At 70.6% G+C, this 25,000-nt stretch carries 20 protein-coding genes; 6 read left to right on the forward strand and 14 right to left on the reverse strand.

Annotated features, from left to right (window positions below; all coding sequences use genetic code 11):
- Nucleotides 1-2 precede the first annotated feature (2 nt).
- The 3 genes from D0D28_RS19280 to D0D28_RS19290 are packed head-to-tail and all read right to left on the reverse strand — an operon-like array spanning nucleotide 3 to nucleotide 3,272.
- Nucleotides 3-938, reverse strand: coding sequence for a carbohydrate ABC transporter permease (locus D0D28_RS19280; protein WP_116111515.1), 936 nt, complete (start codon nucleotides 936-938; stop codon nucleotides 3-5).
- The gene (locus tag D0D28_RS19285; RefSeq protein ID WP_094004046.1) at nucleotides 935-2,275 is read right to left on the reverse strand and encodes an ABC transporter substrate-binding protein; all 1,341 of its coding nucleotides are present in this window, start codon (nucleotides 2,273-2,275) and stop codon (nucleotides 935-937) included. Before D0D28_RS19285 ends, D0D28_RS19280 begins: the two co-directional genes overlap by 4 nt.
- Nucleotides 2,268-3,272, reverse strand: a complete 1,005-nt coding sequence (locus D0D28_RS19290; protein ID WP_116111516.1) for a zinc-dependent alcohol dehydrogenase family protein — start codon at nucleotides 3,270-3,272, stop codon at nucleotides 2,268-2,270. The genes D0D28_RS19285 and D0D28_RS19290 overlap by 8 nt, the downstream gene beginning before the upstream one ends.
- Before the next feature lie 121 nt (nucleotides 3,273-3,393).
- On the opposite strand from D0D28_RS19290, the gene D0D28_RS19295 reads away from it, so the two are divergent.
- Nucleotides 3,394-4,350 carry a sugar-binding transcriptional regulator gene (locus D0D28_RS19295; protein WP_205413304.1) on the forward strand — a complete coding sequence of 319 codons (957 nt, stop codon included), beginning with the start codon at nucleotides 3,394-3,396 and terminating at the stop codon, nucleotides 4,348-4,350.
- 153 nt (nucleotides 4,351-4,503) lie between these two features.
- Here D0D28_RS19295 and D0D28_RS19300 read toward each other — a convergent pair whose 3' ends face one another.
- Entirely contained in the window at nucleotides 4,504-5,766 is a 1,263-nt protein-coding gene (locus D0D28_RS19300; RefSeq protein ID WP_116111517.1) for a cytochrome P450, read from the reverse strand.
- 155 nt (nucleotides 5,767-5,921) lie between these two features.
- On the opposite strand from D0D28_RS19300, the gene D0D28_RS19305 reads away from it, so the two are divergent.
- Complete coding sequence (locus D0D28_RS19305; RefSeq protein ID WP_116111518.1) at nucleotides 5,922-7,421, forward strand: hypothetical protein; 1,500 nt, start codon at nucleotides 5,922-5,924, stop codon at nucleotides 7,419-7,421.
- A 574-nt stretch (nucleotides 7,422-7,995) separates the two neighbouring features.
- On the opposite strand, the gene D0D28_RS19310 is transcribed toward D0D28_RS19305, so the two are convergent.
- The gene (locus tag D0D28_RS19310) at nucleotides 7,996-10,500 is read right to left on the reverse strand and encodes a DEAD/DEAH box helicase (RefSeq protein WP_116111519.1); all 2,505 of its coding nucleotides are present in this window, start codon (nucleotides 10,498-10,500) and stop codon (nucleotides 7,996-7,998) included.
- A gap of 108 nt (nucleotides 10,501-10,608) precedes the next feature.
- Between D0D28_RS19310 and D0D28_RS19315 the strand changes: the two genes are divergently transcribed.
- Nucleotides 10,609-11,865 (forward strand): primosomal protein, encoded by a 1,257-nt coding sequence (locus D0D28_RS19315; RefSeq protein ID WP_094004031.1) that lies wholly within the window; start codon nucleotides 10,609-10,611, stop codon nucleotides 11,863-11,865.
- 6 nt (nucleotides 11,866-11,871) lie between these two features.
- On the opposite strand, the gene D0D28_RS19320 is transcribed toward D0D28_RS19315, so the two are convergent.
- Nucleotides 11,872-12,624 (reverse strand): amidohydrolase family protein, encoded by a 753-nt coding sequence (locus D0D28_RS19320; RefSeq protein WP_116111520.1) that lies wholly within the window; start codon nucleotides 12,622-12,624, stop codon nucleotides 11,872-11,874.
- 67 nt (nucleotides 12,625-12,691) lie between these two features.
- On the opposite strand from D0D28_RS19320, the gene D0D28_RS19325 reads away from it, so the two are divergent.
- A complete protein-coding gene (locus D0D28_RS19325) occupies nucleotides 12,692-13,054 on the forward strand; it encodes a MerR family transcriptional regulator (protein ID WP_094004029.1) in 363 nt (120 codons plus the stop codon).
- Here the strand turns inward: D0D28_RS19325 and D0D28_RS19330 are convergent.
- On the reverse strand, nucleotides 13,020-14,213 hold the full coding sequence (locus D0D28_RS19330; protein ID WP_094004028.1) for an MFS transporter: 1,194 nt from the start codon (nucleotides 14,211-14,213) through the stop codon (nucleotides 13,020-13,022). The two genes, D0D28_RS19325 and D0D28_RS19330, sit on opposite strands and share 35 nt — an antisense overlap.
- A 78-nt stretch (nucleotides 14,214-14,291) precedes the next feature.
- Entirely contained in the window at nucleotides 14,292-15,392 is a 1,101-nt protein-coding gene (locus D0D28_RS19335) for an adenosine deaminase (RefSeq protein WP_094004027.1), read from the reverse strand.
- Between the two features lie 205 nt (nucleotides 15,393-15,597).
- Between D0D28_RS19335 and D0D28_RS19340 the strand changes: the two genes are divergently transcribed.
- Both D0D28_RS19340 and D0D28_RS19345 read left to right on the forward strand, forming a co-directional pair.
- A complete protein-coding gene (locus D0D28_RS19340) occupies nucleotides 15,598-16,746 on the forward strand; it encodes a PA containing protein (protein WP_116111521.1) in 1,149 nt (382 codons plus the stop codon).
- A 66-nt stretch (nucleotides 16,747-16,812) separates the two neighbouring features.
- On the forward strand, nucleotides 16,813-17,187 hold the full coding sequence (locus D0D28_RS19345) for a VOC family protein (RefSeq protein ID WP_116111522.1): 375 nt from the start codon (nucleotides 16,813-16,815) through the stop codon (nucleotides 17,185-17,187).
- 607 nt (nucleotides 17,188-17,794) lie between these two features.
- Here D0D28_RS19345 and D0D28_RS19350 read toward each other — a convergent pair.
- The 6 genes from D0D28_RS19350 to D0D28_RS19375 all read right to left on the reverse strand — a co-directional run bounded on the left by D0D28_RS19350 (nucleotide 17,795) and on the right by D0D28_RS19375 (nucleotide 24,527).
- Nucleotides 17,795-19,069 carry a thymidine phosphorylase gene (locus tag D0D28_RS19350; RefSeq protein ID WP_116111523.1) on the reverse strand — a complete coding sequence of 425 codons (1,275 nt, stop codon included), beginning with the start codon at nucleotides 19,067-19,069 and terminating at the stop codon, nucleotides 17,795-17,797.
- Entirely contained in the window at nucleotides 19,066-19,455 is a 390-nt protein-coding gene (locus tag D0D28_RS19355) for a cytidine deaminase (protein ID WP_094004023.1), read from the reverse strand. Before D0D28_RS19355 ends, D0D28_RS19350 begins: the two co-directional genes overlap by 4 nt.
- Nucleotides 19,455-20,723 (reverse strand): ABC transporter permease, encoded by a 1,269-nt coding sequence (locus D0D28_RS19360; protein WP_116111524.1) that lies wholly within the window; start codon nucleotides 20,721-20,723, stop codon nucleotides 19,455-19,457. The genes D0D28_RS19355 and D0D28_RS19360 overlap by 1 nt, the downstream gene beginning before the upstream one ends.
- The gene (locus tag D0D28_RS19365; protein WP_116111525.1) at nucleotides 20,720-21,811 is read right to left on the reverse strand and encodes an ABC transporter permease; all 1,092 of its coding nucleotides are present in this window, start codon (nucleotides 21,809-21,811) and stop codon (nucleotides 20,720-20,722) included. The genes D0D28_RS19360 and D0D28_RS19365 overlap by 4 nt, the downstream gene beginning before the upstream one ends.
- Nucleotides 21,808-23,349 (reverse strand): ABC transporter ATP-binding protein, encoded by a 1,542-nt coding sequence (locus tag D0D28_RS19370; RefSeq protein ID WP_094004020.1) that lies wholly within the window; start codon nucleotides 23,347-23,349, stop codon nucleotides 21,808-21,810. Before D0D28_RS19370 ends, D0D28_RS19365 begins: the two co-directional genes overlap by 4 nt.
- A gap of 74 nt (nucleotides 23,350-23,423) precedes the next feature.
- Nucleotides 23,424-24,527 carry a BMP family lipoprotein gene (locus D0D28_RS19375; RefSeq protein WP_116111533.1) on the reverse strand — a complete coding sequence of 368 codons (1,104 nt, stop codon included), beginning with the start codon at nucleotides 24,525-24,527 and terminating at the stop codon, nucleotides 23,424-23,426.
- Nucleotides 24,528-25,000: the final 473 nt, after the last annotated feature.

Genomic DNA, 25,000 nt, shown 5'->3' on the forward strand with positions numbered 1-25,000 from the left:
GCTCACTTCACGACCCCCTTGCTCACGTCGAACGCGCGGAACATCAGGCGCAGCGCGAAGGTCGCCACGATCAGCGTCAGGATCACCACGATGACGCCCATCGCCGAGGACTGGCCGATGTCGAAGCCCTGGAAGGCCCGCTGGTAGATGTAGTACGGCAGGTTCGTGCTCGCGGTGCCCGGACCGCCCTGGGTCATCAGGAAGATCGCGTCGAAGCTGTTCACGATGTAGATCGCGCCCAGCAGCACCGACAGCTGCAGGTACCGGGACAGGTGCGGCAGCGTGATGGAGGCGAACGTGCGCCACCGGCCGGCGCCGTCGACCTGCGCGGCCTCCAGCACGTCCTTCGGCTGGCTCTGCAGGCCGGCCAGGATCAGCAGCATCATGAACGGGGTCCACTGCCACACGACCTGCGCCATGACCGAGGCCAGCGGGAACTCCGACAGCCAGTCGGTCTCGCCGCCGAAGACGAAGTTCAGCAGCCCGTAGGTCGGGTCGAACATCGTCGTCTTCCACAGCAGCGCCCCGGCGGCGGGCAGGATGAGGAACGGCGTGATCAGCAGCGTCCGCACCACACCGCGGCCGAGGAACTTGCGGTCCAGCAGCAGCGCCAGGCCGAGCCCGAGCAGCAGCGCGACGAACACGCACACCACCGTCAGCACGACGGTGTTGAGCATCGCGCCGCGGAACTGGGAGTCGGCGAACACGTCGAGGTAGTTCTGCAGGCCGACGAAGTGCTGCGAACCCGGCCGCACGAGGTTCCACGACTGGAACGAGTACACCACCGTGAGGACGAACGGGATCTGGGTCACCACGATGGTGAACAACAGCGCGGGCAGCAGGGGCGCACGACGGACCCACGGGCTCGCGCCCTTGCGATTGGCCGGTTTCGCGTCGACCCCCTGTCCACTTGCCACTGTGGGCGCCACGGCGGTCATTTCGTCTCCCGGTAGGAATCGCCGACGGTCTGCGCGTACTCCTGCGACTGCTCGATGGCCTCGTCGACGGTGATCTGCCCGGCGATCGCGGCCGACAGCTCCTGGCTGACCCGGGTGCCCAGGTCCTGGAACTCGGGGATGCCGACGAACTGGATGCCCGGGTAGGGCACCGGCTTGGTCATCACCTTGCGCTGGTCCGCCGCGTCGATGCCGTCCAGCGTCGGCTGGGCGTAGGCCTTCGCGGCCTCGGCGTACTCGGGGATCCGGTAGGTGGAGAACCGGCAGCCGGGCGGGACGCGGTTCCAGCCGTAGGTCTCGCCGACCGTCCGCACGAACTCCTTGTTCGTCATCCACTGCAGGAACTTCCAGGCGTCCGCCTTGTTCTTGCCGACCTTCGGGATCGCCAGCGCCCACGTGTAGAGCCAGCCGCTGGCCTCGGTCTTCACCACCGGCGCGGCCACGTACCCGGACTTGCCGACGACCTTGCTCGACTCCGGGTCCTCGTTCGTCCCGGCCATGACCGTGGCGTCGTACCACATCGCGGCCTGGCCCTGGCCGTAGCGCGTGCCGCACTCGGAGAACCCGGCGCTGGACGCGCCGACCTCACCGTGCTCGCGGACCAGGTTGACGTAGAAGTTCGCGGCCTCGCGGAACTCCGGGGTGTCCAGCTTCGCGTTCCAGTCCTGGTCGAACCACTGCGCGCCGAAGGTGTTGGCGACCGTGGTGAACGGCGCGAGGCTCTCGCCCCAGCCGGGCTTGCCGCGCAGGCAGATCCCGGCGACGCCGGCCGCCTTGTCGTCCAGCTTCGCGGCGAAGTCGGCGATCTGCTGCCACGTCGGGCGCTCCGGCATGGTCAGCCCGGCCTGTTCGAACAGGTCCTTGCGGTAGGCCAGGAACGACGACTCGCCGTAGAACGGCACCGCGTACATCGAGCCCTGGTAGGACAGCGAGTCGCGGATGCTCGGGATGAAGTCGCCCGGGTCGTAACCGGGGCTGGCGTCGATGTAGGGCTGGAGGTTCTCCAGCCAGCCGTTGGCCGCCCACTGCGGGGTCTCGTAGTTGCTGATCATCACCGCGTCGAACTCGCCCCCCTGGGTGGCGGTCGAGGCGGTGATCTTCGCGCGCGCCTGGTTCTCCGGCAGCGACACGAACTTGAGCTTCACGCCGGGGTTCGCCGCCTCGAACTCGTGCGACAGCGAGATGGCGTCGTTCATCTGCGGGTTCGCCACGATCGCGATGACCAGGGTGTTGCCGCCCGCGCCGAGCGCGCCGGCGCCCGCGCAGCCGGTCAGGGTGAGCAGCGCGGCGACCGCGAGGAGTGCCAGGCGCTCACGCATCCCGGGCTCCCGGCAGCACCTGCACCTTCAGACCCGCGCCACTGCGCATCAGGTCCAGGGCGTCGGGGAACCGCTCCAGCGGCAAGGCATCGGTCAGCAGGGCCTTCGTGTCGACCGCGCCGGAGGACACCAGGTCCAGCGCGGCGCCGTAGGAGTGCAGAACAGCCATCGAACCCACCACCGTGATCTCGTCGTTGTAGATCCGGAAGGGCGAAAGCGCGACGCGCGCCTCCGCCGGGGCGACGCCGAAGACGAGCAGACGCCCGCCGCGGCGCAGCGAATCGAACGCGGCCTCGATCGCCGGGGCCGCACCGGTGCAGTCGGCCGCCGCGTCGAACCGCTCACCGTCCAGTTCGGACACGTCGGTGGCGACGGCGTGCGCGCCGAGGTCCTTGGCCCGCGGCAGGCGGGACGCGTTGCGGTCGACGACCGTGACGCGCGCGCCGGCCCGCTGCAGGAGCATCTGCATGATCAGGCCCATGGTTCCGGCGCCGACGACCAGGAAGTGCTCGCCCGCCTCGACCCCGATGCGGCGGACACCGTGCACGGCGCAGGACACCGGCTCGACCAGGGCGCCCTCCTGCCAGGACAGGTGGTCCGGCAGGCGGTAGCAGGTGCTGGCGGGCACTGCCACGTACTCGGCGAAGGCGCCGTTGACGGTGTCGCCGGTGGCGCCCCAGTTTTCGCAGAGGTTGCCGTGGCCGGCGCGGCACGGGTCGCAGTAGCCGCAGAACAGGGACGGGTCGACGGCCACCCGGTCGCCGACCTGCCAGCCGCCGGGGACGTTCTTGCCGATCTCGACGATCTCGCCGGCGAACTCGTGGCCGGGGACGATCGGGTAGGGCGTCGGCGGGAAGTGGCCGTCGGCGATGTGCAGGTCGGTGCCGCAGATGCCGCACGCGCCGACCTTGATCACGACGTCGCGCTCCCCCGGGGTGGGATCGGGAACCTCGCCGACCCTGATGGAGCCCGGCTGATCGACGATGGCGGCGCGCATGCCGTCTCACCTCTTCCTGCGCTCATCTGAGCGCGTCACGACTCTGTGGTCACATGCTTGGCCATGCATTAGAGGGGTTTTGCGGGTTTCACGTCAACAGGATGCGAGCTATAGTGCTCAAATGAGCGAGATGGGCGTGGTGGACGGGCTCACCGCGACGCTGGTGGCGCACCGGTTCTACGTGCTGGGGCAGTCCAAGATCGAGATCGCCGCCGACTTCGGGATCAGCAGGTTCAAGGTGGCCCGGCTCATCGACGCGGCGCTGGAGCGGGGACTGGTGCGGGTGGAGTTCGCGCCGCCGGCGCCGATCGACGTCCGGTTGTCCGACGAGCTGCGGTCCGCGTACGGGCTGCGGCAGGCGTTCGTGCTCAATCGAGCGGCCAGCGCCGGGCGGCGGGCGCAGGTGCGGCAGCAGATCGGCGGGTTCGCGGCGCGGCTGCTGTCGGAGACGGTCACCGAGGACGACGTGGTGGGGTTGTCGTGGGCGCGGTCGGTGAACGCGATGGCGGCGGCGGTGCAGCGGCTGCCGAGGTGCCCGATCGTGCAGCTGTGCGGGGTGCAGGCCGGGATGGACATGCGGGACCGGTCGGTGGAGACGGTGCGGCGGGTGGCGGAGGTGTCCGGCGGCGACGCGTACCCGATCTACGGGCCGCTGGTGCTGCCGGACCGCCGGACGACGGAGATCCTGCGGCGGCAGCCGGGGATCGCGGAGACGTTCGCGCAGTTCCCGCGCCTGACGAAGGCGGTGGTGAGCATCGGGGCGTGGCTGCCGGGCGAGTCGACGGTGTACGACGCGGTGTCCCCGGCCGAACGCGAGGCGATCACGGCGCGGGGCGCTCGGGCGGAGGTCGCGGCACGGCTGTTCGACGGCGAGGGGAAGCCGCTGTCGACCGGGCTGGCGCACCACGTGCTGGCGATCGACACGGCGGAGCTGCTGAAGGTGCCCGAGGTGATCGCGCTGGGCTACACGGCACCGAAAGCGGAGGCGATCGACGCCGTGCTGCGATCCGGCCTGGTGTCGACGCTGATCACGGACACCCCGGCGGCGGAGGGGGCGCTGCGGCTTCGCGGCGCGTGACGCGCGCGAGTCCCACGCTCGCGAACGCGAGTCCCACGCTCAGCACCGCGAGTTCCACGCTCAGCACCGCGAGTTCCACGCTCAGCGAAAGCGCCGCGGCGCGCGAACGTGGAACTCGCGCGCGGGAACGTGGGACTCGCGGTGCGGTTGGGCTTACTTGACCCGCACCGGCAGGCTGTCCACGCCGTAGACGATCGACGTCCGGCGGTAGCTCAGCTGCTCCGGCTCGATGTCCAGCCGCAGGTCGGGGAAGCGCCGCACCAGCGCCGGGTACGCCGCGCGCAGCTCCATGCGCGCCAGCTCCGCCCCGATGCACCGGTGCGCGCCCCAGCCGAAGGCCAGGTGCTGCGTCGCCGGTCGGGTGGGGTCGAAGGACTCCATCCCGGCGCCCAGGGCGGTGTCCCGGTTGGCCCCGCTCAGCGACACGAACACGATGTCGCCCTTGGCGATCTCCTGCCCGCCGACCGTCACGTCCTCGCGCGCGAACCGCGGGAACGCCACCTGCACCACCGTCAGGTACCGCAGCAGCTCCTCGACGAAATCGCGGGCCGCCTCGTCGGAATCGCGCACCAGTTCGAACGTCGGCCGGTCCCGCAGCAGCACGATCGCGCCGAGCGCCAGCATGCTCGCCGTCGTCTCCAGGCCGCCGGTCAGCACACCGTCGGCGAGTCCGGCCAGCTCCTGGTCCGAGATGTTGTCGCCGTGCTCCTTCACCAGCATCCCGAGCAGGCCGTCACCCGGCTCGACGCGCTGCTTCCGCACGATTTCGAGCAAATAGGACAGTGACTCGGAGATCGCGCCGAACGACGCGCCCGCCCCGGCGAACAGGTCGAACCGGACCGTGCTCAGCCGCTGGAAGTCGTCACGGTCCTCATAGGAGACCCCGAGCAGTTCGCAGATCGTCAGCGACGGGATCGGCAGCGCGAACGACTGCATCAGGTCGACCGTGCCGCCGTCCTTCTCCATCGCGTCGAGCTGCTCGGTGATGATCTCGTCGATGCGCGGCGTGAGCCGGTTCAGCCGCCGCATCGTGAACTCCGGCGTCAGCATCTTGCGCAGCCGCGTGTGGTCCGGCGGGTCGGCGAACCCGAGCCCACCGGGATTCTGCTCGGCCGACAACCCCGCCTTGCCGACGAGGTTGGTGTAGTCGTTGCTGAACTTGTCCGTGGCGGCGAGCACTTCCTTCGCCTCGCCGTAACCGGTGACCAGCCACGCGGTGATGCCGAAGGGCAGCGGCAACCGGCTGACCGGCGCCGCTTGCCTGGTCGCGCCCAGTTCGGGCACGGGGTCCAGACCGTCGCGGCGCAGCGGCATGAGCGCAGAATCGGGCAAAACCGACAGGTCGAAGCCCTTTTTCTGCGCTCTGGCGAGGTAACGGCGGCCCACCCAGGAAACCACCCGTTCGCGAAGCCCCATGGGCGCAGGTTACACGCGGATCCCGACGATTCCGGCGTCGCAAGCGAAGTCACTCGCGCAGGTGGTGCAGGTCACCCACTAGGTCGGCATCTGGTCTGGACCGGGTGGGGGCGGGTACATCGTGGCGTCAACCACAACCAGGGGAGTGAGCTGTAATGCCTGACAGGGCCCGCCTCGGGACGGTCGCCGCCGCGGTGTGCGTCCTCCTGCCGTTCGGCTCGGCCGTGGCGAGCGCCGCGCCGGCCGAGTCCGTTCTCGCGCAGGAGCAGCTGCGGGACATACCCCCGGGATTGTGGGGCCTGCTGGGGCTGCTGGGCCTGTTCGGGCTGGTTGGGCTGGCCCGGCGCGGGCCGAAGCGCAACGCCAAGAACCCGCTGGCCGGGTACTCCGGCGAGGACGAGATTTCGCGTGGGCAGGGGCGGCACCACGCGCTGCCGGCGCAGCGGGCCGGATCGCCGATGGACATCCTGCCCGGGCAGAACCCGCAGGCCGAGCGGCCCCCGGCGATGGATCCGGCGGCGTCCCACGCACCGATGCCCGACCCGAGGCGCCCGGTGGCCAAGACACCGGCCGACGTGCCGATGCCGTCGTACGGTTCGGCGTACCCGGCGGAGTCCGGGGGGCCGACTTATGGCTCCGGTGAGGTGCCGTCCGGGACGCAGGGCGCTTACGCGGCGAGCGATGCGCCGTCCGCTGCGCAGACGGCTTACCCCTCCGGGGAGATGCCCTACGCCACCCAGGCGACCTACGCCTCTGGGGAGGTGCCCTCCGCCACACAGGCGACCTACAGCTCCGGTGAAGCACCGTCCAGTGCGCAGCCTGCCTACCCCTCCGGGGAGATGCCCTCCCCGGCACAAGCCACCTACGGCTCCGGGGAGATGCCCTCCCCCACACAAGCCACCTACGCCTCCGGCGAAGCACCGTCCAGCGCGCAGACTGCCTACCCCTCCGGCGAGATGCCCTCCCCGGCACAAGCCACCTACGGCTCCGGGGAGATGCCCTCCCCCACACAAGCCACCTACGCCTCCGGTGAAGCACCGTCCAGTGCGCAGCCTGCCTACCCCTCCGGGGAGATGCCCTCCCCGGCACAAGCCACCTACGGCTCCGGGGAGATGCCCTCCGGCACCCAGGCCACCTACGCCTTTGGCGAGGGGCCCTCCGGGGCTCAGTCCGCCTACGCGTCGGGCGAACCGGCGTCCGGCGCCCATGCCTCGTACGCCCGCGGCGAGATGCCCTCAGGCGCGCAGGCTGCCTACGCCTCCGGCGAGGTGCCCTCCGGGGCTCAGCGTCCGTACGCCTCCGGGGGTGTGCCGTCCGCCGCGCAGTCTGCCTACCCCTCTGGGGAGATCCCCTCAGGCGGCCAGCCCACGTACGCGTCGGGTGAGGTGCCGTCCGGGGGGCAGCCCGCCTACGCCTCCGGCAACGTGCCGTCCGTCGGCTCGCCGATGGACATGGCGCCCACCGCGCCCACACCGGCGCTGTACCGCCGCAACCCGGAGCCCTTCCCGCAGACCGACCAGGACCCGCCGCCGCAGCAGCCGGCCGTTCCGCAGCAGCAGGGCTCGACGGGCACGTTCGCCGGCCTGCCCCGCTACCCAGAAACCGCCGCGCCGGACCCAGGCTCGGTCGACGCCGGGCCCCGACACCGGCGCTGACCGACCCCCCTCGCCGCGGCGCCCAGCCCCCAGGACGCCGCGGCGAGGGGACTTACGCACGACACCCGAGAGCCGGCACTGGAGAACTGGGGCCGCGACGGCGGAAAGACCCGGGCGGGGCCTCCCGACGCCAGCCCCGAGACGGAGGCGGCCTGAAGCCGCGCCGCAACGCCACTGACGGCAGCACGAGCCGAGCGGGCCCGCCGAGGCCAGCCCGACATGGCGCTGGCCAGAAGCCGCGCCGCGGACACCGCTGGACGGCGACACCAGCCGGGCCCGCCTCCCCCACCAACCACCAGCACGAGGCCAACCAGCAGCCCGCGCCGCGGACACCGCTGGACGGCAGGCGCGAGCCGGGTGGACATCCCGGAGTCAGCGCCCGCTGCGGCCGACCAGAAGCTGTGTCGGCATGCCGCTGGGTGGGAAGGAGCTGGACCGGCCTCCCCGTCCGGCTTCACCCTCGGCAAGGGGCCAAGCAGGCACCGCCAAACACCACCAGGCGGACAACAAGCCCCCACGCGAGCCCCAGCGCCGACCACCAGCCGGCGGGGGAACCACCCGAGCTACCGACCGCCTACAGCTGGTCCACCGCCGTCACCCGCAGCACCGCCGTGCCTGCCTCGTCCGAGGCGGGCAGGTCCACCTCGGCGCTGATGCCCCAGTCGTGGTCGCCCGCGGGGTCGTCGAAGATCTGCCTCACCCGCCACACCTCGGGCTCCTTCTCGATCATCAGCATCGCCGGGCCGCGGGCGTCCGGGCCGATCCCGATCGACTCGTACTGCTCGTAGTAGGCCTCCAGCGCGGCCTCCCACTCGATGTCGTTCCAGCCGGACGCGGCGTCCAGCTCCCCCAGCTCCGCGTACGCCCGCCGGGCCGCCAGTTCGACCCGCCGGAACATCTGGTTGCGCACCAGTACCCGGAACGCCCGCTCGTTGCCCGTGACCGGCGGCGGCTTCTCCGGCAACGCCTGCGCCACGACCGGCTGCTCCCCCGGGTGCCGCAGCGCCTCCCACTCGTCCAGCAGGCTCGAGTCGACCTGGCGCACCATCTCGCCGAGCCACGCGATCAGGTCCTCCAGCGGCTCGGTCTTCGCCTCGTCCGGCACCGTCCGGCGCAGCGCGTCATAGGTGTCGGCCAGGTACCGCAGCACCAGCCCCTCCGACCGCGCCAACGAGTAGAAGTTGACGTACTCGACGAAGTTCATCGCCCGCTCGTACATGTCCCGCACGACCGACTTCGGCTTCAGCTCGTAGTCGGCGACCCACGGGTGCCCGCGCCGGTACGTCTCGTACGCCGCCTCCAGCAGCTCCTCCAGCGGCTTCGGGTAGGTCACCTCGTCGAGCAGCGCCATCCGCTCCTCGTACTCGACCCCCTCGGCCTTCAACGCCGCGACCGCCTCACCGCGCGCCTTGAACTGCTGCTGCGACAGCACCGGCCGCGGGTTCTCCACTGTGGACTCGATCACCGACACCACGTCGAGCGCGTACGACGGCGACTCGGTGTCCAGCAGCTCGATCGCGGCCAGCGCGAACGGCGACAGCGGCTGGTTCAGCGCGAAATCCAGCTGCAGGTCCATGGTCAGCCGCACGATCCGGCCCGCGGAGTCCGGTTCGGACAGCCGCTCCACGACCCCCGCGGCCACCAGCGCGCGGTAGATCGCGATCGCCCGGCGGATGTGCTTGCGCTGCGACGGCCGGTCCTCGTGGTTGTCCTCCAGCAGGTGCCGCATGTGCTGGAAAGCGTTGCCCGGCCGCGAGATCACGTTCAGCAGCATCGCGTGACTCACCTGGAAACTGGAGGTCAGCGGCTCGGGCGGGGACGAGATCAACCGCTCGAACGTGCTTTCGGTCCAGTTGACGAACCCCTCGGGCGCGTTCTTGCGGACGATCTTGCGCTTCTTCTTCGGGTCGTCGCCCGCCTTCTGCAGCGCCTTCGCGTTCTCGATCACGTGGTCCGGCGCCTGCACCACGACGTAGCCGTCGGTGTCGTACCCGGCGCGGCCCGCGCGCCCGGCGATCTGGTGGAACTCGCGTGCCTTGAGGTGCCGCTGGCGCACCCCGTCGTACTTGGTCAGCGCGGAGAACACCACCGTGCGGATCGGCACGTTGATGCCGACGCCGAGCGTGTCGGTCCCGCAGATCACCTTGAGCAGCCCGGCCTGCGCGAGCTGCTCGACCAGCCGCCGGTACTTGGGCAGCATGCCGGCGTGGTGCACGCCGATGCCGTGCCGCACCAGCCGCGACAGGGTCTTGCCGAACCCGGCGGAGAACCGGAAGTCGCCGATCGCCTCGGCGAGGGCGTCCTTCTCGGCGCGGGTGGTGACGTTGATGCTCATCAGCGCCTGCGCCCGCTCGATCGCGGCGGCCTGCGAGAAGTGCACCACGTAGACCGGGGCCTGCCCGCCGGTGAGCAGCTCGGTCATCGTCTCGTGCAGCGGGGTCAGCGCGTACCGGTAGGTCAGCGGCACCGGGCGCTGCGCGGACGTGACCACGGCGGTGGTCCGGCCGGTGCGGCGCGTCAGGTCCTTCTCGAAGAACGTGACGTCACCGAGCGTGGCCGACATCAGCACGAACTGTGCGTTCGGCAGCTCCAGCAGCGGCACCTGCCACGCCCAGCCGCGGTCGGGCTCGCTGTAGAAGTGGAACTCGTCGGCCACGACCTGGCCGACCGGGGCGTCGGCACCGAACCGCAACGCGATGTTCGCCAGGATTTCCGCGGTGCAGCAGATGATGGGGGCATCCGGGTTGACCGCGGAGTCGCCGGTCATCATCCCGACGTTGTCGGCGCCGAAGATCTCGATGAGCTGGAAGAACTTCTCCGAGACCAGCGCCTTGATGGGCGCGGTGTAGTAGCTGCGCTTGCCGTGGGCCATCGCGGTGAAGTGGGCACCCACCGCGACCAGGCTCTTTCCCGAGCCGGTGGGGGTGGACAGGATCACGTTGGCGCCGGAGACGACCTCGATCAGCGCCTCTTCCTGCGCCGGGTACAGCTCGAGCCCGCGTTCGGCCGTCCAGGCCGAAAACGTCTCGAACAGCGTGTCGGGATCCGGATCCGCTGGCAGGAGGTCTGAAAGGGTCATTGTGGGTACCATCGTGCCACCCGCGGCCGGAGAGCAGATGGGGCCCATCGCGGCCGGTCCCGTCAAGCCGTAGGCTTCCCACACACAGGTGTAATCCGGAGGGCTGGCATGGCACAGGACATCGTCCCGATCGAACTCGGGCTGCCGCAGGGGGACCTGGTGACCCTCTGGGCCCCGCGCTGGCGGGAGGACGGCGAGGAATGGGAGGCCTTCCTCGGCGACGAGGAGGATCTGTACGCCTTCCCCGACGCCGCGCACCTGGCCGCGTTCGTCCGGACCGCCGAGCAGCACGACCTGATCGACCACCCGGCGTGGCACGCGGTCCCGGCGCTGAACGTGCCGGAGCTGATCCCCGACGACGACCACTCCTACGACCTGGTCGGCGTGCCCGAGCTGGTCGCCGAGGACCCGGACTCGTGGACGATCAGCGAGCTGGCCGAGATCGTCGGCATCGTGCGCTCGCTGGCCGACGTGTGCGAGCTCGACGAGGTCCACGAGGTGCTGGACGCCACCGAGGGCTTCTCGCTGCTGGAGCAGGGGCGGCTGCCGTTCACCGGCCGCGAGGGCGAGCGGCTGTGGAACGACCTGGCCGAGGCCGTGTCCGAGAAGTGGGACACCGTGCTGGACGCGATCGACGGCCTGGTCAAGGTGCCCGATGTGGACGCCGGCGTGCTCGAGCAGACCGCCGAGGAGCTGGCCACCTTCCTGGAGGAGTCCGCCGAGGCCGAGGTCGAGTCCGAGCAGGCCGACGAGGACCTCGACACGGTCGAGAGCACCGACTCCGACGACGAGGAGGAGGACGTCCCGGTCGGGTTCTGGGGCGAGGTCGGCATCGACCCGATCAAGATCATCACCTCCGGCCACGAGTACTACTCGCTGCGCTGCTACCTGGACGACGAGCCGATCTTCCTCGGCAGCGACGGCAAGATCGACGTGTTCAAGTCGGAGAAGGCGCTCGCGCGGGCGCTGGCCGACTCCACGGCGTTCGCCGACTCGGACCTGGCCGAGGTGTCCACTTGGGACGAGGTCCTCGCCAAGGCCACCGCCGGTGAGCTGGAGGTCGAGGTCGACACCGAGAACACCTACGTGCTGGCCGGCCTGGACGAGGACCTGGCCGAGGGCCCGGACGCGATCGACCCGACGCAGCTGGACCTGGCCGTCGAGCTGATCACCGACGCCGCGGACTGGGCCGGGGACGACGCGGTGGCCACCGCACTGTCCACTTCGGAGAGCCTGGGGTGGCTGGTGTCGTTCGTGCTGAAGCCGGACCCCGGCCGCCTCGCGCCGAGCGCCCCGTTCGACACCGAGCAGAGCGAGTGGCGCAAGCTGGTGGAGGCGTTCGAGAACCGGCTCCGGGTGCACTAGAACCCGTCACAGATCGAGCAGGCGCGCCGCGTTCCCCCCGAGGACCGCGGCGCGCGCTGCTTCCGACGGCGTGACGCGCTCGACCAGCGCGCGGGCCAGCACCGGGTCGCCGTAGGGCGCGTCCGAGCCGAACAACGTCCGCTCCGGCACCTCCGCGATCGCCAGCCGCACCGAGAACACCAGGCTCGCGGTCGACAGCTCCAGCCACAGGTTCGGCGTCTCGCGGACGAGTTCGATCGCGTCGATCCAGTGCCCACCGCCGAGCTGGCTGATCACCAGCGGGGTCCGCGGGTACTTCCGGGCGAGCGCGCCGATGGTCGCCAGGTCGGCGGCGGTGGTCGGGGCGGCGCCGTGCGCCACGACCGGCAGGTCGCCGGCCGGGTCCAGCACCGGTTCGAGCAGATCGGCGCGGCCGGGCGGCGGGGTCAGCTCGCCGATGCCGTGCCACTTGCGGCCGATCTCCTCGACCGCGGTCGCCACGTCCGGTGCGAACAGGTCCACCGATCCGAAGCCGAGGAACCGGTCCGAGCCGGCGAGCGCGGCGTCCAGCTCACGCAGGGCCGCGGCCCGGCCGTCGCCGCTGCCGGACAGGCTCCGCGACAGCACGGCCATCTCCCCCTTCAGCTCGTCCAGCGTCGTCGCGCGTTCGGGGTGCGGACGGGTCGCGAACAAGATCGCTTTGTCGACACCGGCCTCGTCGAGGAGGGCGAGGTGCTTCTCGACGGGGTCGTGGACGTGGCTGTGGGCGTCGATGATCAAGGTCTTCCTCCGGGAATCGTGGTACTCCCGGCAGTGTTGATCCCTGACATGGTGGGAAGGTCAAGCGATGCTGATCGGTGAACTCGCCAAGCGCGCCGGGACGACCGAGCGGCTGCTGCGGTACTACGAGCGCGTCGGGCTGCTGACCGCTCAGCGCCGCGACAACGGGTACCGCGAGTACGACGCCGACGCGGTCGAGCGCGTGCGGCAGATCCGCGAACTGCTCACCGTCGGCCTGCCGACCCGGGAGATCCGCCGCATCATCGACTGCGCCCACCCGGACGGCACGCTGGACGCCTGCCCCGGCGTCCTCGACACGCTGCGCGCCCGGCTCACCGAGCTGGACGCCCGCGCCGCGGAACTGACCGCCGCGCGGGCCGCGCTCCGCCAGGCGATCACGACGACCGAGTCTCGGCTCGGACCGGCGTGAGCCCGATCGCCAGCACCGGGAACACCGCGGCGACGCAGAACGCCAGCGCGTAGCGCGAGTCGCCGATCACCAGGCCCAGCAGCGGCGGCGTGAGGGACGCCGCGATGTTCTGCGCCGTGTTCTGCGTGCCCATCGCGCGCCCGGCCCAGTCGATCCCGGCCAGCTCGGCCGACGCCGTGAAGCCGAGCCCGTTGTCCGCCACCGTGATCACCGCCGCCAGGACCAGCGCGAACAACACCACCCACATCCAGGTCACGTCCCCGACCGCGACCAGCAGCATGACCGCCGCGCTCGCCACCGCCAGCTGCCGCATCGGGCGCAACCGGCTGCCCACCCGGTCCGACCAGTAGCCCGAGGCCATCCGCCCGGCCGCGCCCAGCACCTGCACCGCCGCCAGGAACCAGCCCGCCGCCAGCGCGCTCCAGCCGTGCGCCGACACCAGGTACACCGGCGCGAACGCCGACACGGCGAACTGCGGGATCACCAGCAGCGCGCTCGCCCCGTGCAGCCGCCACAGCGTCGGCGTCCGGTACGGCGAGGCCGGCTTCGGCGCGCCCGGCTTCTTCTCCGGCCGCGGCGGGTCGATCACCAGCCACGCCACCAGCGCGGCGACCACCAGCCCGAACACCGCCGGGAACAGCACCGCCGCCTGGAAGCCCCAGTGCTGCGCCAGCGGCGGCAGGGCCAGCGCGGCGACGCCGACGCCGAGCGGCTGCGCGGTCTGCCGCACGCCCATCGCGGTGCCGCGCTCGTCCGGGCCGAACCAGCCCATGACCGCCCGGCCGCTGGCCGCGTTCACCGACGCGGTCAGCATCCCGGCGAGCAGGAACAACGCGAACAGCAGCCCGGTCGACGGCGCGACCAGCGAGGTGACCAGCAGCAGCACCGACGACGCGCCCAGGCCCAGCGCCATCACCAGGCGCTCGCCGTAGCGGTCGGCCGCCGCGCCCCACGCGATCAGCGTGAACAGCACGCCGATGCTGGGCGCGGCGACGATCGTGCCGGCCTGCGCGAGCGTCAGCCCGGCCGCGCGCATCTCCGGCACCAGGAACGGGATGCCGTAGAGGAACGAGCAGCTCGCGGTCTGGGCCGCGAGGCCGAGCGCGAGGATGCCCCACCGGCGCCTACTCCTCGTGTCCAGCACAGCTGCCCGGCTCATCGCGACCGTCCCAAGATATGAGAACTTGTTCCTACATCTTGGACCTTACTTGCCGACGCTAACGATCACAAGGGACTTTCACGCCAACTCGGCGTAGCCCGGTTTGATCACGTTGTTGATCAGGTCGAGCCGTTGATCGAAATCGAGGAACGCCGACTTCATCGCGTTGATCGTGAACCACTGGAAGTCGGCCCAGCCGTAGCCGAACGCCTCGGCCAGCGCGGCGAACTCGCTCGACACCGAGCAGCCGCTCATGAGCCGGTTGTCGGTGTTGACCGTCACCCGGAAGCGCAGGTCCGCGAGTAGCCCGATCGGATGATCAGCGATCGACGCGGCGGCGCCCGTCTGCACGTTGGAGGACGGGCAGATCTCCAGCGGGATGCGGCGGTCGCGGACGTAACTCGCGAGCCGGCCGAGGTGGACCGTGCCGTCCGGATCGCGTTTGATGTCGTCCACGATCCGCACGCCGTGCCCGAGCCGTTCCGCGCCACAATGCTGAATCGCCTCCCAAATGGAAGCGAGTCCGAACGCCTCACCGGCGTGAATGGTGAAATGCGCGTTATTGGTGCGCAGATATTCGAATGCGTCGAGGTTGCGGGTGGGCGGGAATCCGGCCTCCGGTCCCGCGATGTCGAACCCGGCCACCCCGGAGTCCCGGTAACGCACCGCGATCTCGGCGATCTCGGCCGCCCGGGCATGCTGACGCATCGCACACAGCAAAGTACCCATTCGGATGACTTTTCCCTGTTGAGCCGCTCGACGCTCACCCTCCGCAAACCCCGCCAGGACGGCCTCCACGACCGCGTCCAGCGTCAGCCCGCGCTCGACGAACAGCTCCGGCGCGTACCGCACCTCGGCGTAGACCACGCCGTCGGCGGCGAGGTCCTCCACGCACTCGGCGGCGACCCTGACCAGCGCTTCTTCGGTCTGCATCACGCCGCAGGTGTGGGCGAAGGTCTCCAGGTAGGACTCCAGGGAGCCGGAGTCGGCGGCGTCGCGGAACCAGCGGCTCAGCTCGGCCACGTCGGTGGTGGGGAGATCGCGGTAGCCGAGGGCGTCGGCCAGTTCGATCACCGTCCCCGGACGGAGTCCTCCGTCGAGGTGATCGTGGAGCAGGACCTTGGGCGCCCGGCGGATGTTTTCCATGGTCAGGGGCGCTGTCGTGGCGTTGTCGGACATGCTCCGACGGTACCCCCGCGGCGGTCACCTACATGGACGCGCGCGATGGCAACTCTCAGGCTCCACTCGAGCTTCAGGCCGCGCGCATTCGGCCAACCGGGGCCACCACGGCGTTCCCGCCTTTACGGGGGCGATACCCAGAGCAATTCCGCAATGGTTAAGCTTCCGCCACGTCCCTCTTTCCCCGCCGACGAAGGACACCGAAGTGACCACTGATAACCACATTGGAGCTCCGTCCTTCGACCGGATGCGCAACATGCTGGTGCGCGCGGCCGAAGTCCGCGAGAGCGAGCAGCAGCAGATCTTCGACGCGCTCGATGACATCTACGCGCGGCTCGCTCCGGTCGACTCCCTGGGTGCCGTGCGCAAGCGGCTGTCGGAGCTGCCCGACCGCACCGAGGTCGGCGTGCTCGCCGAGCGCCTGGACGAGGCCATGTCCCGCCTGGAGGCGCAGGACAACGCGCTCGCGGACCTGGCGCGCGCGGTGGAGAGCATCGTCGACAAGCTGGCGAAGCCGTTCGCCCAGCTCGACGGCCGTCTGGACGGTGTGGCCGCCCGGTTCGAGGGCGTCGCCGGCCGGATGGACGGGCTCGAGGACAAGCTGGAGAACATCCACCGCCGCCTGGACGACCTGAACGGGCACCTGGACAAGCAGGACGCGAAGCTCGACGCGCTGCCGCAGGCCGTGCACGGCCCGGTGAAGGAGCGCATCGAGATGGCCGAGTCCATCCTGCGCGACCGCGTCGACTCGGGCATGAGCGAGCTGCGCGAGCGGGTGGACAACGGTGTCGGCGAGCTGCGCGAGCGGGTCGAGAACGGCCTGACCGAGCTGCGCGGCCGCGTGGACGAGGCGGACAGCCAGAACCGCGAGCGCGTCGAGGCGGCCACGCAGGCCCTGCGCGGCGCGATCGACGAGACCGGCGAGATGCTGGACCCGACCGAGCGGCTGGAAGCGCTGTCTTCGCGCCTGGAGCAGATCACCGGGCGCCTGGACGATCTGGCCGGCCGGATCGACAAGGTCGACGAGGGGGTGGCCGCGCAGTTCGGCGACCTCGGCGGCGCGGTGAAGAGCGGGTTCTCGCGGGTCGAGGGCACGCTGTCCAGCCGTCCGGACACCGAGTCGGTGGGTTCCCTGGTGCGCCGCAGCAACGAGGAGTCGGAGCGGCGCATCGGCGGCCAGCTGGACGAGGCGATGGCGACGTTCGCGGAGCTGATGCTCGGCGGTGGGCCGTCGGTGCCGCAGATCGCCCCGCCGCCGCCCGCGCAGCGCCAGCCGCGGCGGGCGCGCAACGGCCGGGCGCCGAAGAACGCCGACGTGAAGGCCAAGCCCGAGGGTGACGACTCGGAGGCCTGAGTTCTCGCGTTGGCAAGGCCCCAGGCACGCCGTGCCCGGGGCCTTTCGCGTGTCTAGGCTCGGACCATGCTGCGGTTGGGAATCCCGGTGCTGGGCGTCGACGACCTCCCCCGGGCCGAAACGTTCTGGACGAAGGCGCTCGGCCTGCGCCCGACGGGCGAGTGGGTGAACGAGAACTGGCGCACCCTCAGCGGGGCGGACGGGCCGGTGCTGGCGCTGATGCGCAGTGAGACGCCGGTGCAGCGGCATCCGCGCGTGCACCTGGACCTGTTCGTGGACTCGGCGGAGGAGCAGGCAGCCGAGACCGCGCGGCTGGTGGCTTTGGGGGCGGTGCAGGTGGACTGGGAGCTGTACCCGGAGGACCCGGATTTCGTGGTGCTGGCGGACCCGGAGGGGAACGTGTTCTGCATCGTGGATTTGGGGCACGGGGCCGCGAACTGAGGAGCGGTGGATTGGTGGTCGGTAACGGGAGTGGACCGACTACGCACCAGACCCGCACCTTCTGCACAACCGGCGGCCGGCAACGGCAGTGGACCGACTACGCGAAGGCCCGGAGCCCTCCTGCACAACCGGCGGCCGGCAACGCAAGCAGACCGACTACGCGCCAGCCCTCCCCCGCCCCCGATCCCCAGCCCGCTTTTGGTCGCCGAGCAGGCGTGTCAAGGTACTCTTTCCCGCCTTGACACGCCTGCTCGGCGACCAATACACACTCAAGGTGAGGGGGCGGGGGAGGTCACCCAAGGTGACCGTTCGGCGCCGTGAGGCGCCCCCTGCGCGAAGCGCAGGGAAAAAGATCAAAAGATGTCCTCGCCGGACGGGCAGGCTCCGGGATGACGGGGGACCGTTGTTATCTCACCTCGGGCAGGTGGTCGCTGGGTGGTCATCCCGTCGCCTTCCGGTTTGTGCATATCACTTTGAGCCAGGCCCGCAAGGTTGGCATGTCATCTCGCGTTGGCAGCGGATGTTGCGGGCCTGGCTCAAAGTGATCGTCACGTGTCAGGCGACGGGATGACCACCCAGCTACCTCGGGTTCAAAGACCCGGCGCCGTCAGCTGACGCGGTGCAGGATCAGCTCTCTGGCTTCTGGGGCCTTGTCGGTGATCTCCACCGCGGTCGCCAGGGCCTCCAGTGCTGCCGGGACCGCCTCCGGTGTGTCCGTGTGCAGTTCCAGCAGCGGCTGGCCCTCGGTCACCTGCTCGCCCGGCTTGGCCAGGCACCGGATGCCCGCCGCGTGCTGGACCGGGTCCTCCTTGCGTGCCCGGCCCGCTCCCAGGCGCCACGCGGCCACCCCGACCGCGTACGCGTCCAAAGCGGACAGATATCCCGAACCGGCCGCCTCCACGACCGCGACGTGCGCCGGCCGTGGCAGGGGCGCCGAACAGTCGCCGCCCTGCGCGGTGATCATCCGGCACCACGTCTCGTAAGCCTCGCCGGAGGCCAGCACGCGAGCCGGGTCCACCGAGAGGCCCGCGAGCGCCAGCATCTCCCGCGCCAGGGCCACCGTCAGCTCCACCACGTCCGCCGGTCCCCCGCCCTGCAGGACCTCCACCGCCTCCGCCACCTCGACCGCGTTGCCGACCGCCGCGCCCAACGGCGTGTTCATGTCCGTCAACAGGGCCGTCGTGGTCACACCGTGCGCCGTGCCGATCTCCACCAGCGTCCGGGCCAGCTCCGAAGCCTCCGAGACGCTCTTCATGAACGCCCCGGAACCCGCCTTCACGTCCAGCACCAGACCGGCCGAACCCTCCGCGATCTTCTTGCTCATGATCGAGCTGGCGATCAACGGCACCGACTCGACCGTGCCCGTCACGTCCCGCAGCGCGTACAGCTTCCGGTCCGCGGGCGCCAACCCGGAGGTCGCCGCGCAGACCACCGCGCCGACCGAATTCAACTGCGCCGTGATCTCGTCCACCGACAACGCAGCCCGCCACCCGGGGATCGACTCCAGCTTGTCCAGCGTGCCGCCGGTGTGGCCGAGGCCGCGGCCGGACAGCTGGGGCACCGCCGCGCCGCACGTGGCGACCAGCGGGGCCAGCGGCAACGTGATCTTGTCGCCGACCCCGCCCGTCGAGTGCTTGTCCACCGTCGGCCGGTCCACGCGCAACGACAACCGCGAACCCGAATCGATCATCGCGCCGGTCCAGGTCGCCGTCTCCCGCGCGTCCATCCCGCGCAGGAACACCGCCATCGCCAGCGCGGCCATCTGCTCCTCGGCCACGTCCCCGCGCGTGTAGGCGTCCACGACCCAGCGGATCTGCTCGTCGCTCAGCGCACCGCCGTCCCGCTTGGCCCGGATGACGTCGACCGCCGCGAACGCTGTCACGGCAGGTCCGCGGGACCGAACGCGTCCGGCAGCACCGAGGTCATCGGCAGGACCCCGGACGGGGTGTCCACCAGACACGAACCGCCGCCCAGCTCGAACAGGATCTGCCGGCACCGGCCGCACGGCATCAGCAGGTCACCGCTGCCCGACCGGCACGCCACCGCCACCAGACGCCCGCCGCCACTCAGCCGCAGCTGCCCGGCCATCGTGCACTCCGCGCACAACCCGAGCCCGTAGGAAGCGTTTTCCACGTTGCACCCGACGACCACCCGGCCGTCGTCCACCAGCCCGGCCACGCCGACGTGCAGCCCCGAGTAGGGCGCGTACGCGCTCTTCGCCGCCTCGACGGCCTGAGCGCGCAACGCCTCCCAGTCGATCTCGCCCACTAGTCCCCCTCACCACGCCGGTACCGGGCACCGCCGGCCTTCGGCGGCCGCAGCCGTTGCGACGCCACCGCCAGCACGATCAACGTCACCACGTGCGCGGTGTACGGCGTCAGCTCGCTGGGCAACGAGTCGTTGGACCAGTAGATCCAGTACAGGACACCGGCGCCGACCACACCGAGCGCGGCCGCGATCCACTGCCGCCGGATCAGCTGAACCACCACGATCACGAACAGCAGCAGCACCACGCCGTACAGCAGCGCGAGCACCGCCCGCCCGCCGCCGGACAGCTGCAGACCGTCCGCGTACCCGAACAGCGCCGCACCACCGAGCAGACCGCCCGGCCGCCAGTTGCCGAAGATCATCGCCGCCAGGCCGATGTACCCGCGGCCGTTCGTCTGGTTCTCCAGGTAACCGCCGCCGCCCTGCAGCAGCACCAGCGACGCGCCGCCCATGCCAGCCAGGCCACCGGAGATCAGCACGCCCAGGTACTTGTGCGCGTACACGTTGATGCCCAGCGACTCGGCCGCCACCGGGTTCTCGCCGCACGACCGCAGCCGCAGCCCCAGCCGCGTCCGCCACAGCACCAGGTAGCTCACCGGCACCAGCAGGATCGCGATCATCGTCAGCGGCGCCACCCCGGTGACGAGCCCGTTGAGCAGGCCCGCCGCGTCCGAGATGAACACCCGCTGCTGGTCCTCCAGATCGGTGAGCCAGTTCGACAGGAACGTCGCCGAGTAGGTGTCGAACGTCGGCACCGTCGGCGACTGCCGCGGGTTGCCGGACAGCGGCTCGAAGATCAGCGTCGCCAGGTACTTCGCGACCCCGAGCCCGAGCAGGTTGATCGCCACACCGGAGACGATGTGGTTGACGTTGAACGTCACCGTCGCGATCGCGTGCAGCAGGCCGCCGAGCGCGCCGAACACGATCGCCGCGCCGAGGCCGGCCCAGTGGCCGCCGTAGTAGGCGCCCCACGCCGCACCCCAGGTGCCGAGGATCATCATGCCCTCGAGACCGATGTTGACCACACCGCCGCGCTCGGACCACAGACCGCCGAGCGCGCACAGCAGGATCGGCAGCGCCAGCCGCAGCGCGGTCTGCGCGGTGTTTGTCGAGGTCAGCGTGTTGACCCCGGTCAGGTAGGACGCGGTGGACAGCACCGCGACGATCCCCACCGCCCACAGGACACCACGCGCCCAGCCGGGGATCCGGCGCTTGCCCGGGGCCGGCGGCACGGTCAGCGGCGCCGCGGTTTCCGTCGCGAGACTCACACCGCACCCCCTTCACTCACCGAAGCGGGACGCCCGCCCGACAGCGCGCGGCCGACGCGGCGCTGCGCGGCGGCCAGGTCGGCCCGCTTCACGATCTCGTACGCCACGACGACCGACAGCACGATCGCGCCCTGCATGATCGTCGCGATCTCCTTCGGCACGTCGACCTGCTCCAGCGACACCGCCGACTTGTCCAGGAACGCCCACAGCAGCGCGCCGAGCGCGATGCCGCCCGGGTGGTTCCGACCCAGCAGCGCGACCGCGATGCCGGTGAAGCCGTACCCCTGGGTCGAGGTGATGGCGTAGGTGAAGTCGCGGCCGACCAGCTCCGGGATGGCGACCAGGCCGGCCACCGCGCCGGAGAGCAGCATCGCGATCAGCGTCATCTTCTTCGCGTTGACGCCACCCGCGGCCGCCGCCGTGGTCGACTCGCCGCTGGCCCGCAGCTCGAAGCCGAACCGGGTGCGGTTGAGCATGAACCAGTAGGCGAAGCCGATGGCCGCGGCGATGATCACGAAGCCGAACAGCTCACCGCCGCCGATCGGGATGTTCGGCACCCGGCCGGACGGGGCGATCTCCTCGGTCTTGAGGTTGTTCCCGGTCAGCACGCCGAACTGGTCGGGGTTGATCAGGAACGCCACGATGCCGCCGACGATCGCGTTGAGCATGATCGTCGAGATGACCTCGCTGACCCCGCGGGTCACCTTGAGGATCGCCGGCACCGCCGCGTAGACCGCGCCGGCCAGCGCCGCCACGAGGATGATGAAGACGACGTGGATGACCGGCGGCAGCACGACGGCCCCGCCGATGATCGCGGCGACCACGGCGGCGAAGCGGTACTGGCCCTCGACACCGATGTTGAACAGGTTCATCTGGAAGCCGATGGCCACCGCGAGCCCGGACAGGTAGTAGACCGTCGCCAGGTTCACCGTGTCCACGGCGGTGGTGCCCTTGAACAGCTGGCCGATCATGGTGCCGTAGGCCTGCAGCGGATCGGCTCCGGAGATCAGCAGTGCGATCGAGCAGATCAGCACCGAGAAGACGATCGCCAGCAGGGGCGGCAGCACCTTGGTGCGCCAGGAGGTCACGCGGCTTCCTCCGCTCCGGTCATGGCCGAGCCCAGCTCGGTCGGGGTCACCGTGGCCGGGTCGGCTTCGCTCACCAGACGTCCGCGCAGCATGACGCGGATGGTGTCGGACAGGCCGATCAGCTCGTCGAGGTCGGCCGAGATCAGCAGCACCGCCAGCCCGTCGTGCCGGGCCTGGCGGATCTGCTCCCAGATCAGCGCCTGCGCGCCGACGTCCACCCCGCGGGTCGGGTGCGAGGCGATCAGCAGCACCGGGTTGCCGGACAGCTCCCGGCCGACCACCAGCTTCTGCTGGTTCCCGCCGGACAGCGCCGCCGCGGGCACCTCGATGCCGGGCGTGCGGACGTCGTAGTCGGCGACGATCCGCTCGGTGTCCTTGCGGGCCCCGGGGATGTCGAGCAGCTGGCCCTTCGACACCGGCCGCCGGGTCTGGTAGCCGAGGATCCGGTTGGCCCACAACGGTTGCGTCAGCAGCAGGCCGTGCCGGGTGCGGTCCTCCGGCACGTAGCCGATGCCGGCCTCGCGCCGGGCGAGCGTGCCCAGGCCGGTCAGATCGCGCGCGTTGCCGTCGGCGTCGACCAGCTCGATCGACCCGGCGGTGGCCTTGCGCATGCCCATGATCGTCTCGACCAGCTCGGTCTGGCCGTTGCCCTCGACCCCGGCGATGCCGAGCACCTCGCCCGCGTGCACGGTGAAGGTGATGTCGTCGAGCACGGCGCGCACAGTGGTATCAGCCCCCTCGACGGTCAGCCGCAGCCCGGTCACCCGCAGCACGTCCCGGTCGGTGACGGTGGACTCGCGGGTCTCCGGGCTGGGCAGCTCGGAGCCGACCATCATCTCCGCCAGCTCACGCGAGGAAATCTTCTTCGGATCGGCGGTGCCGACCGTGGTGCCGCGCCGGATCACGGTGACCGTGTCGGCGATCGCGCGGACCTCGTCGAGCTTGTGCGAGATGAAGATGAACGTGAACCCCTGCGCCTGCATGCCGCGCACGGTCTCGAACAGCGCGTCGACCTCCTGCGGCACCAGCACCGCGGTCGGCTCGTCCAGGATGACGATCCGCGCGCCGCGGTAGAGCACCTTCATGATCTCCACGCGCTGCCGGTCGGCGACGCCCAGCGTCTCGACCAGCGCGTCCAGCGGCGCGGACAGCCCGACCTGCTTCTCCAGCTCGGCCAGCTTCGCGCGCGCGGCCCGGCCGATGCCGTGCAGGTTCTCGGCGCCGAGCAGGACGTTCTCCCGCACCGTCAGGTTGTCGGCGAGCATGAAGTGCTGGTGCACCATGCCGATGCCGGCGCGGATCGCGTCCTGCGGGTTGCGCAGCCGGATCTGCTCGCCGTTGATCGCGATCGTGCCCTCGTCCGGCGGCTGCATGCCGTAGAGGATCTTCATCAGGGTGGACTTGCCGGCCCCGTTCTCGCCGCAGATGGCGTGGACCTCGCCGGACGCCACCGTCAGGTTGACGTCGGAGTTGGCGACCACGCCGGGAAAGCGCTTCGTGATGCCGCGCAGCTCGACGGCCGGTGGTGAGTTGGTCATGAGACCCCCGGAAACGGCGCACGGGGCCCGGGAAGGGGTCACCCTCCCGAGCCCCGGACGCGGCTGGAAAAGATCTACTTCTGCGGCGTGGACGGGACGGTGATCGCGCCCGAGATGATCGCCTGCTTGTAGCCCTCGAGCTGCGGCTTGATGTCGTCGACCTGGCCACCGGAGGTGGAGTAGCCGACGCCGTCCACCGACAGGTCGAACCGCTTGGGCAGCGAGCTGAGCGTGTTGGTCGCCAGCGCCCGGAGGTAGTCGTACACGGCCACGTCGACCCGCTTGAGCATGGAGGTCATGATGACGTCCTTGTACTCGGCGACGGTCGCCTGGTGGTACTGGTCGGAGTCGACGCCGATGGCCAGCCCCTTGGCCGCGCTCGCGGCCTGGAAGACGCCCTTACCGGAGGCACCGGCGGCCTGGTACACCACGTCGGCGCCGGCGGAGAACTCGGCGGCGGCCTTGATGTTGCCCTTCGCCGGGTCCTGGAAACCGGTGTTGTCACCGGCCGGGGTCAGGTAGTCGCTGGTGATCTGGACCTTGTTCGACGCGGCCTTGGCGCCCGCGATGAACCCGGCCTCGAACTTCTGGATCAGCGGCGTGTTCACGCCACCGACGAAGCCCACGTGGCAGTTCTTGCTCTTGTAGACCGCGGCGACACCCACCAGGAAGGAGCCCTGCTCCTCGGAGAACACCAGCGGGGTGACGTTCGGCGCGGTGACCGAATCGTCGTCGACGATGGCGAACTGGGTGTTCGGGAACTTCGGCGCGACGGCCTGCACCGCGGTGGCGTAGGCGAAGCCGATCGCCAGGATCGGGCTGTAGCCGTCGGCGGCCAGCTGGGTCAGCCGCTGCTCCTTGGCGGCCTCGTCCTCGGTCGGCGACGCGGTGCTCTCGCGGACGTCGGTGACGCCCATGTCGGCCTTGGCCTTGTCCACGCCCGCGGCAGCGGCGTCGTTGAACGACGCGTCACCCCGGCCCCCGATGTCGAACGCGAGCGCGACCCGCAGCTTGCTGGCGTCGACCTTGGCGCCGGCGGCGCTCGAGGTCGTGGACGCGGCGGTGGCCGCGGGCGCCTGTGCCGTGACGCAGGAACCGGCCGCGGCGTTGTCGTTGTTGCTGCTCCCGCTGGTGCCGGAGTCCTTCGCACACCCCGCCAGCGCGAGCGCCGCCGCCATGGCGGTGGCGGCCAGTGTGGTGGCACGCGTCTTACGCACCCTGTCTCTCCCTCCCCGCTGGTTGTTCCAGCGGACCCGAGAACGACCCGGCTCAGTGCCGGGCTCGACGGGCGAACGGTACCCGCCTGTGAGCAAATGGCCATGCCAGAGCCACAGCACGTAACCTAAATGTTTGCTTGTCCTCCGGCACTGCGACAGTTCAATCACATGGAGTCACCCCCACCCATCCGAGTGAGCGAGATTCACCTCACTTCGCGAAGTTTCGCCGGGGTGTTAATGAGGATGAGACGCACGACACGCGTACGGTGTCTGGTCGATCACACACACCAACCACAGGTTGAGTGCGGTATGGCGAGCAGGTCTAGCATCCCCTCTATCCAAGCTCGATGGCCTTGAACACCCCGCCGGGGCGCCTGCGAAGTCCCAGGTGGACGCTCCCCGCGGCCCGGTGGATTCGCAGGTCAGCCGGGCAC

It is taken from the genome of Amycolatopsis ruanii (assembly GCF_003385175.1).
Lineage (GTDB): Bacteria > Actinomycetota > Actinomycetes > Mycobacteriales > Pseudonocardiaceae > Amycolatopsis_E > Amycolatopsis_E thermalba.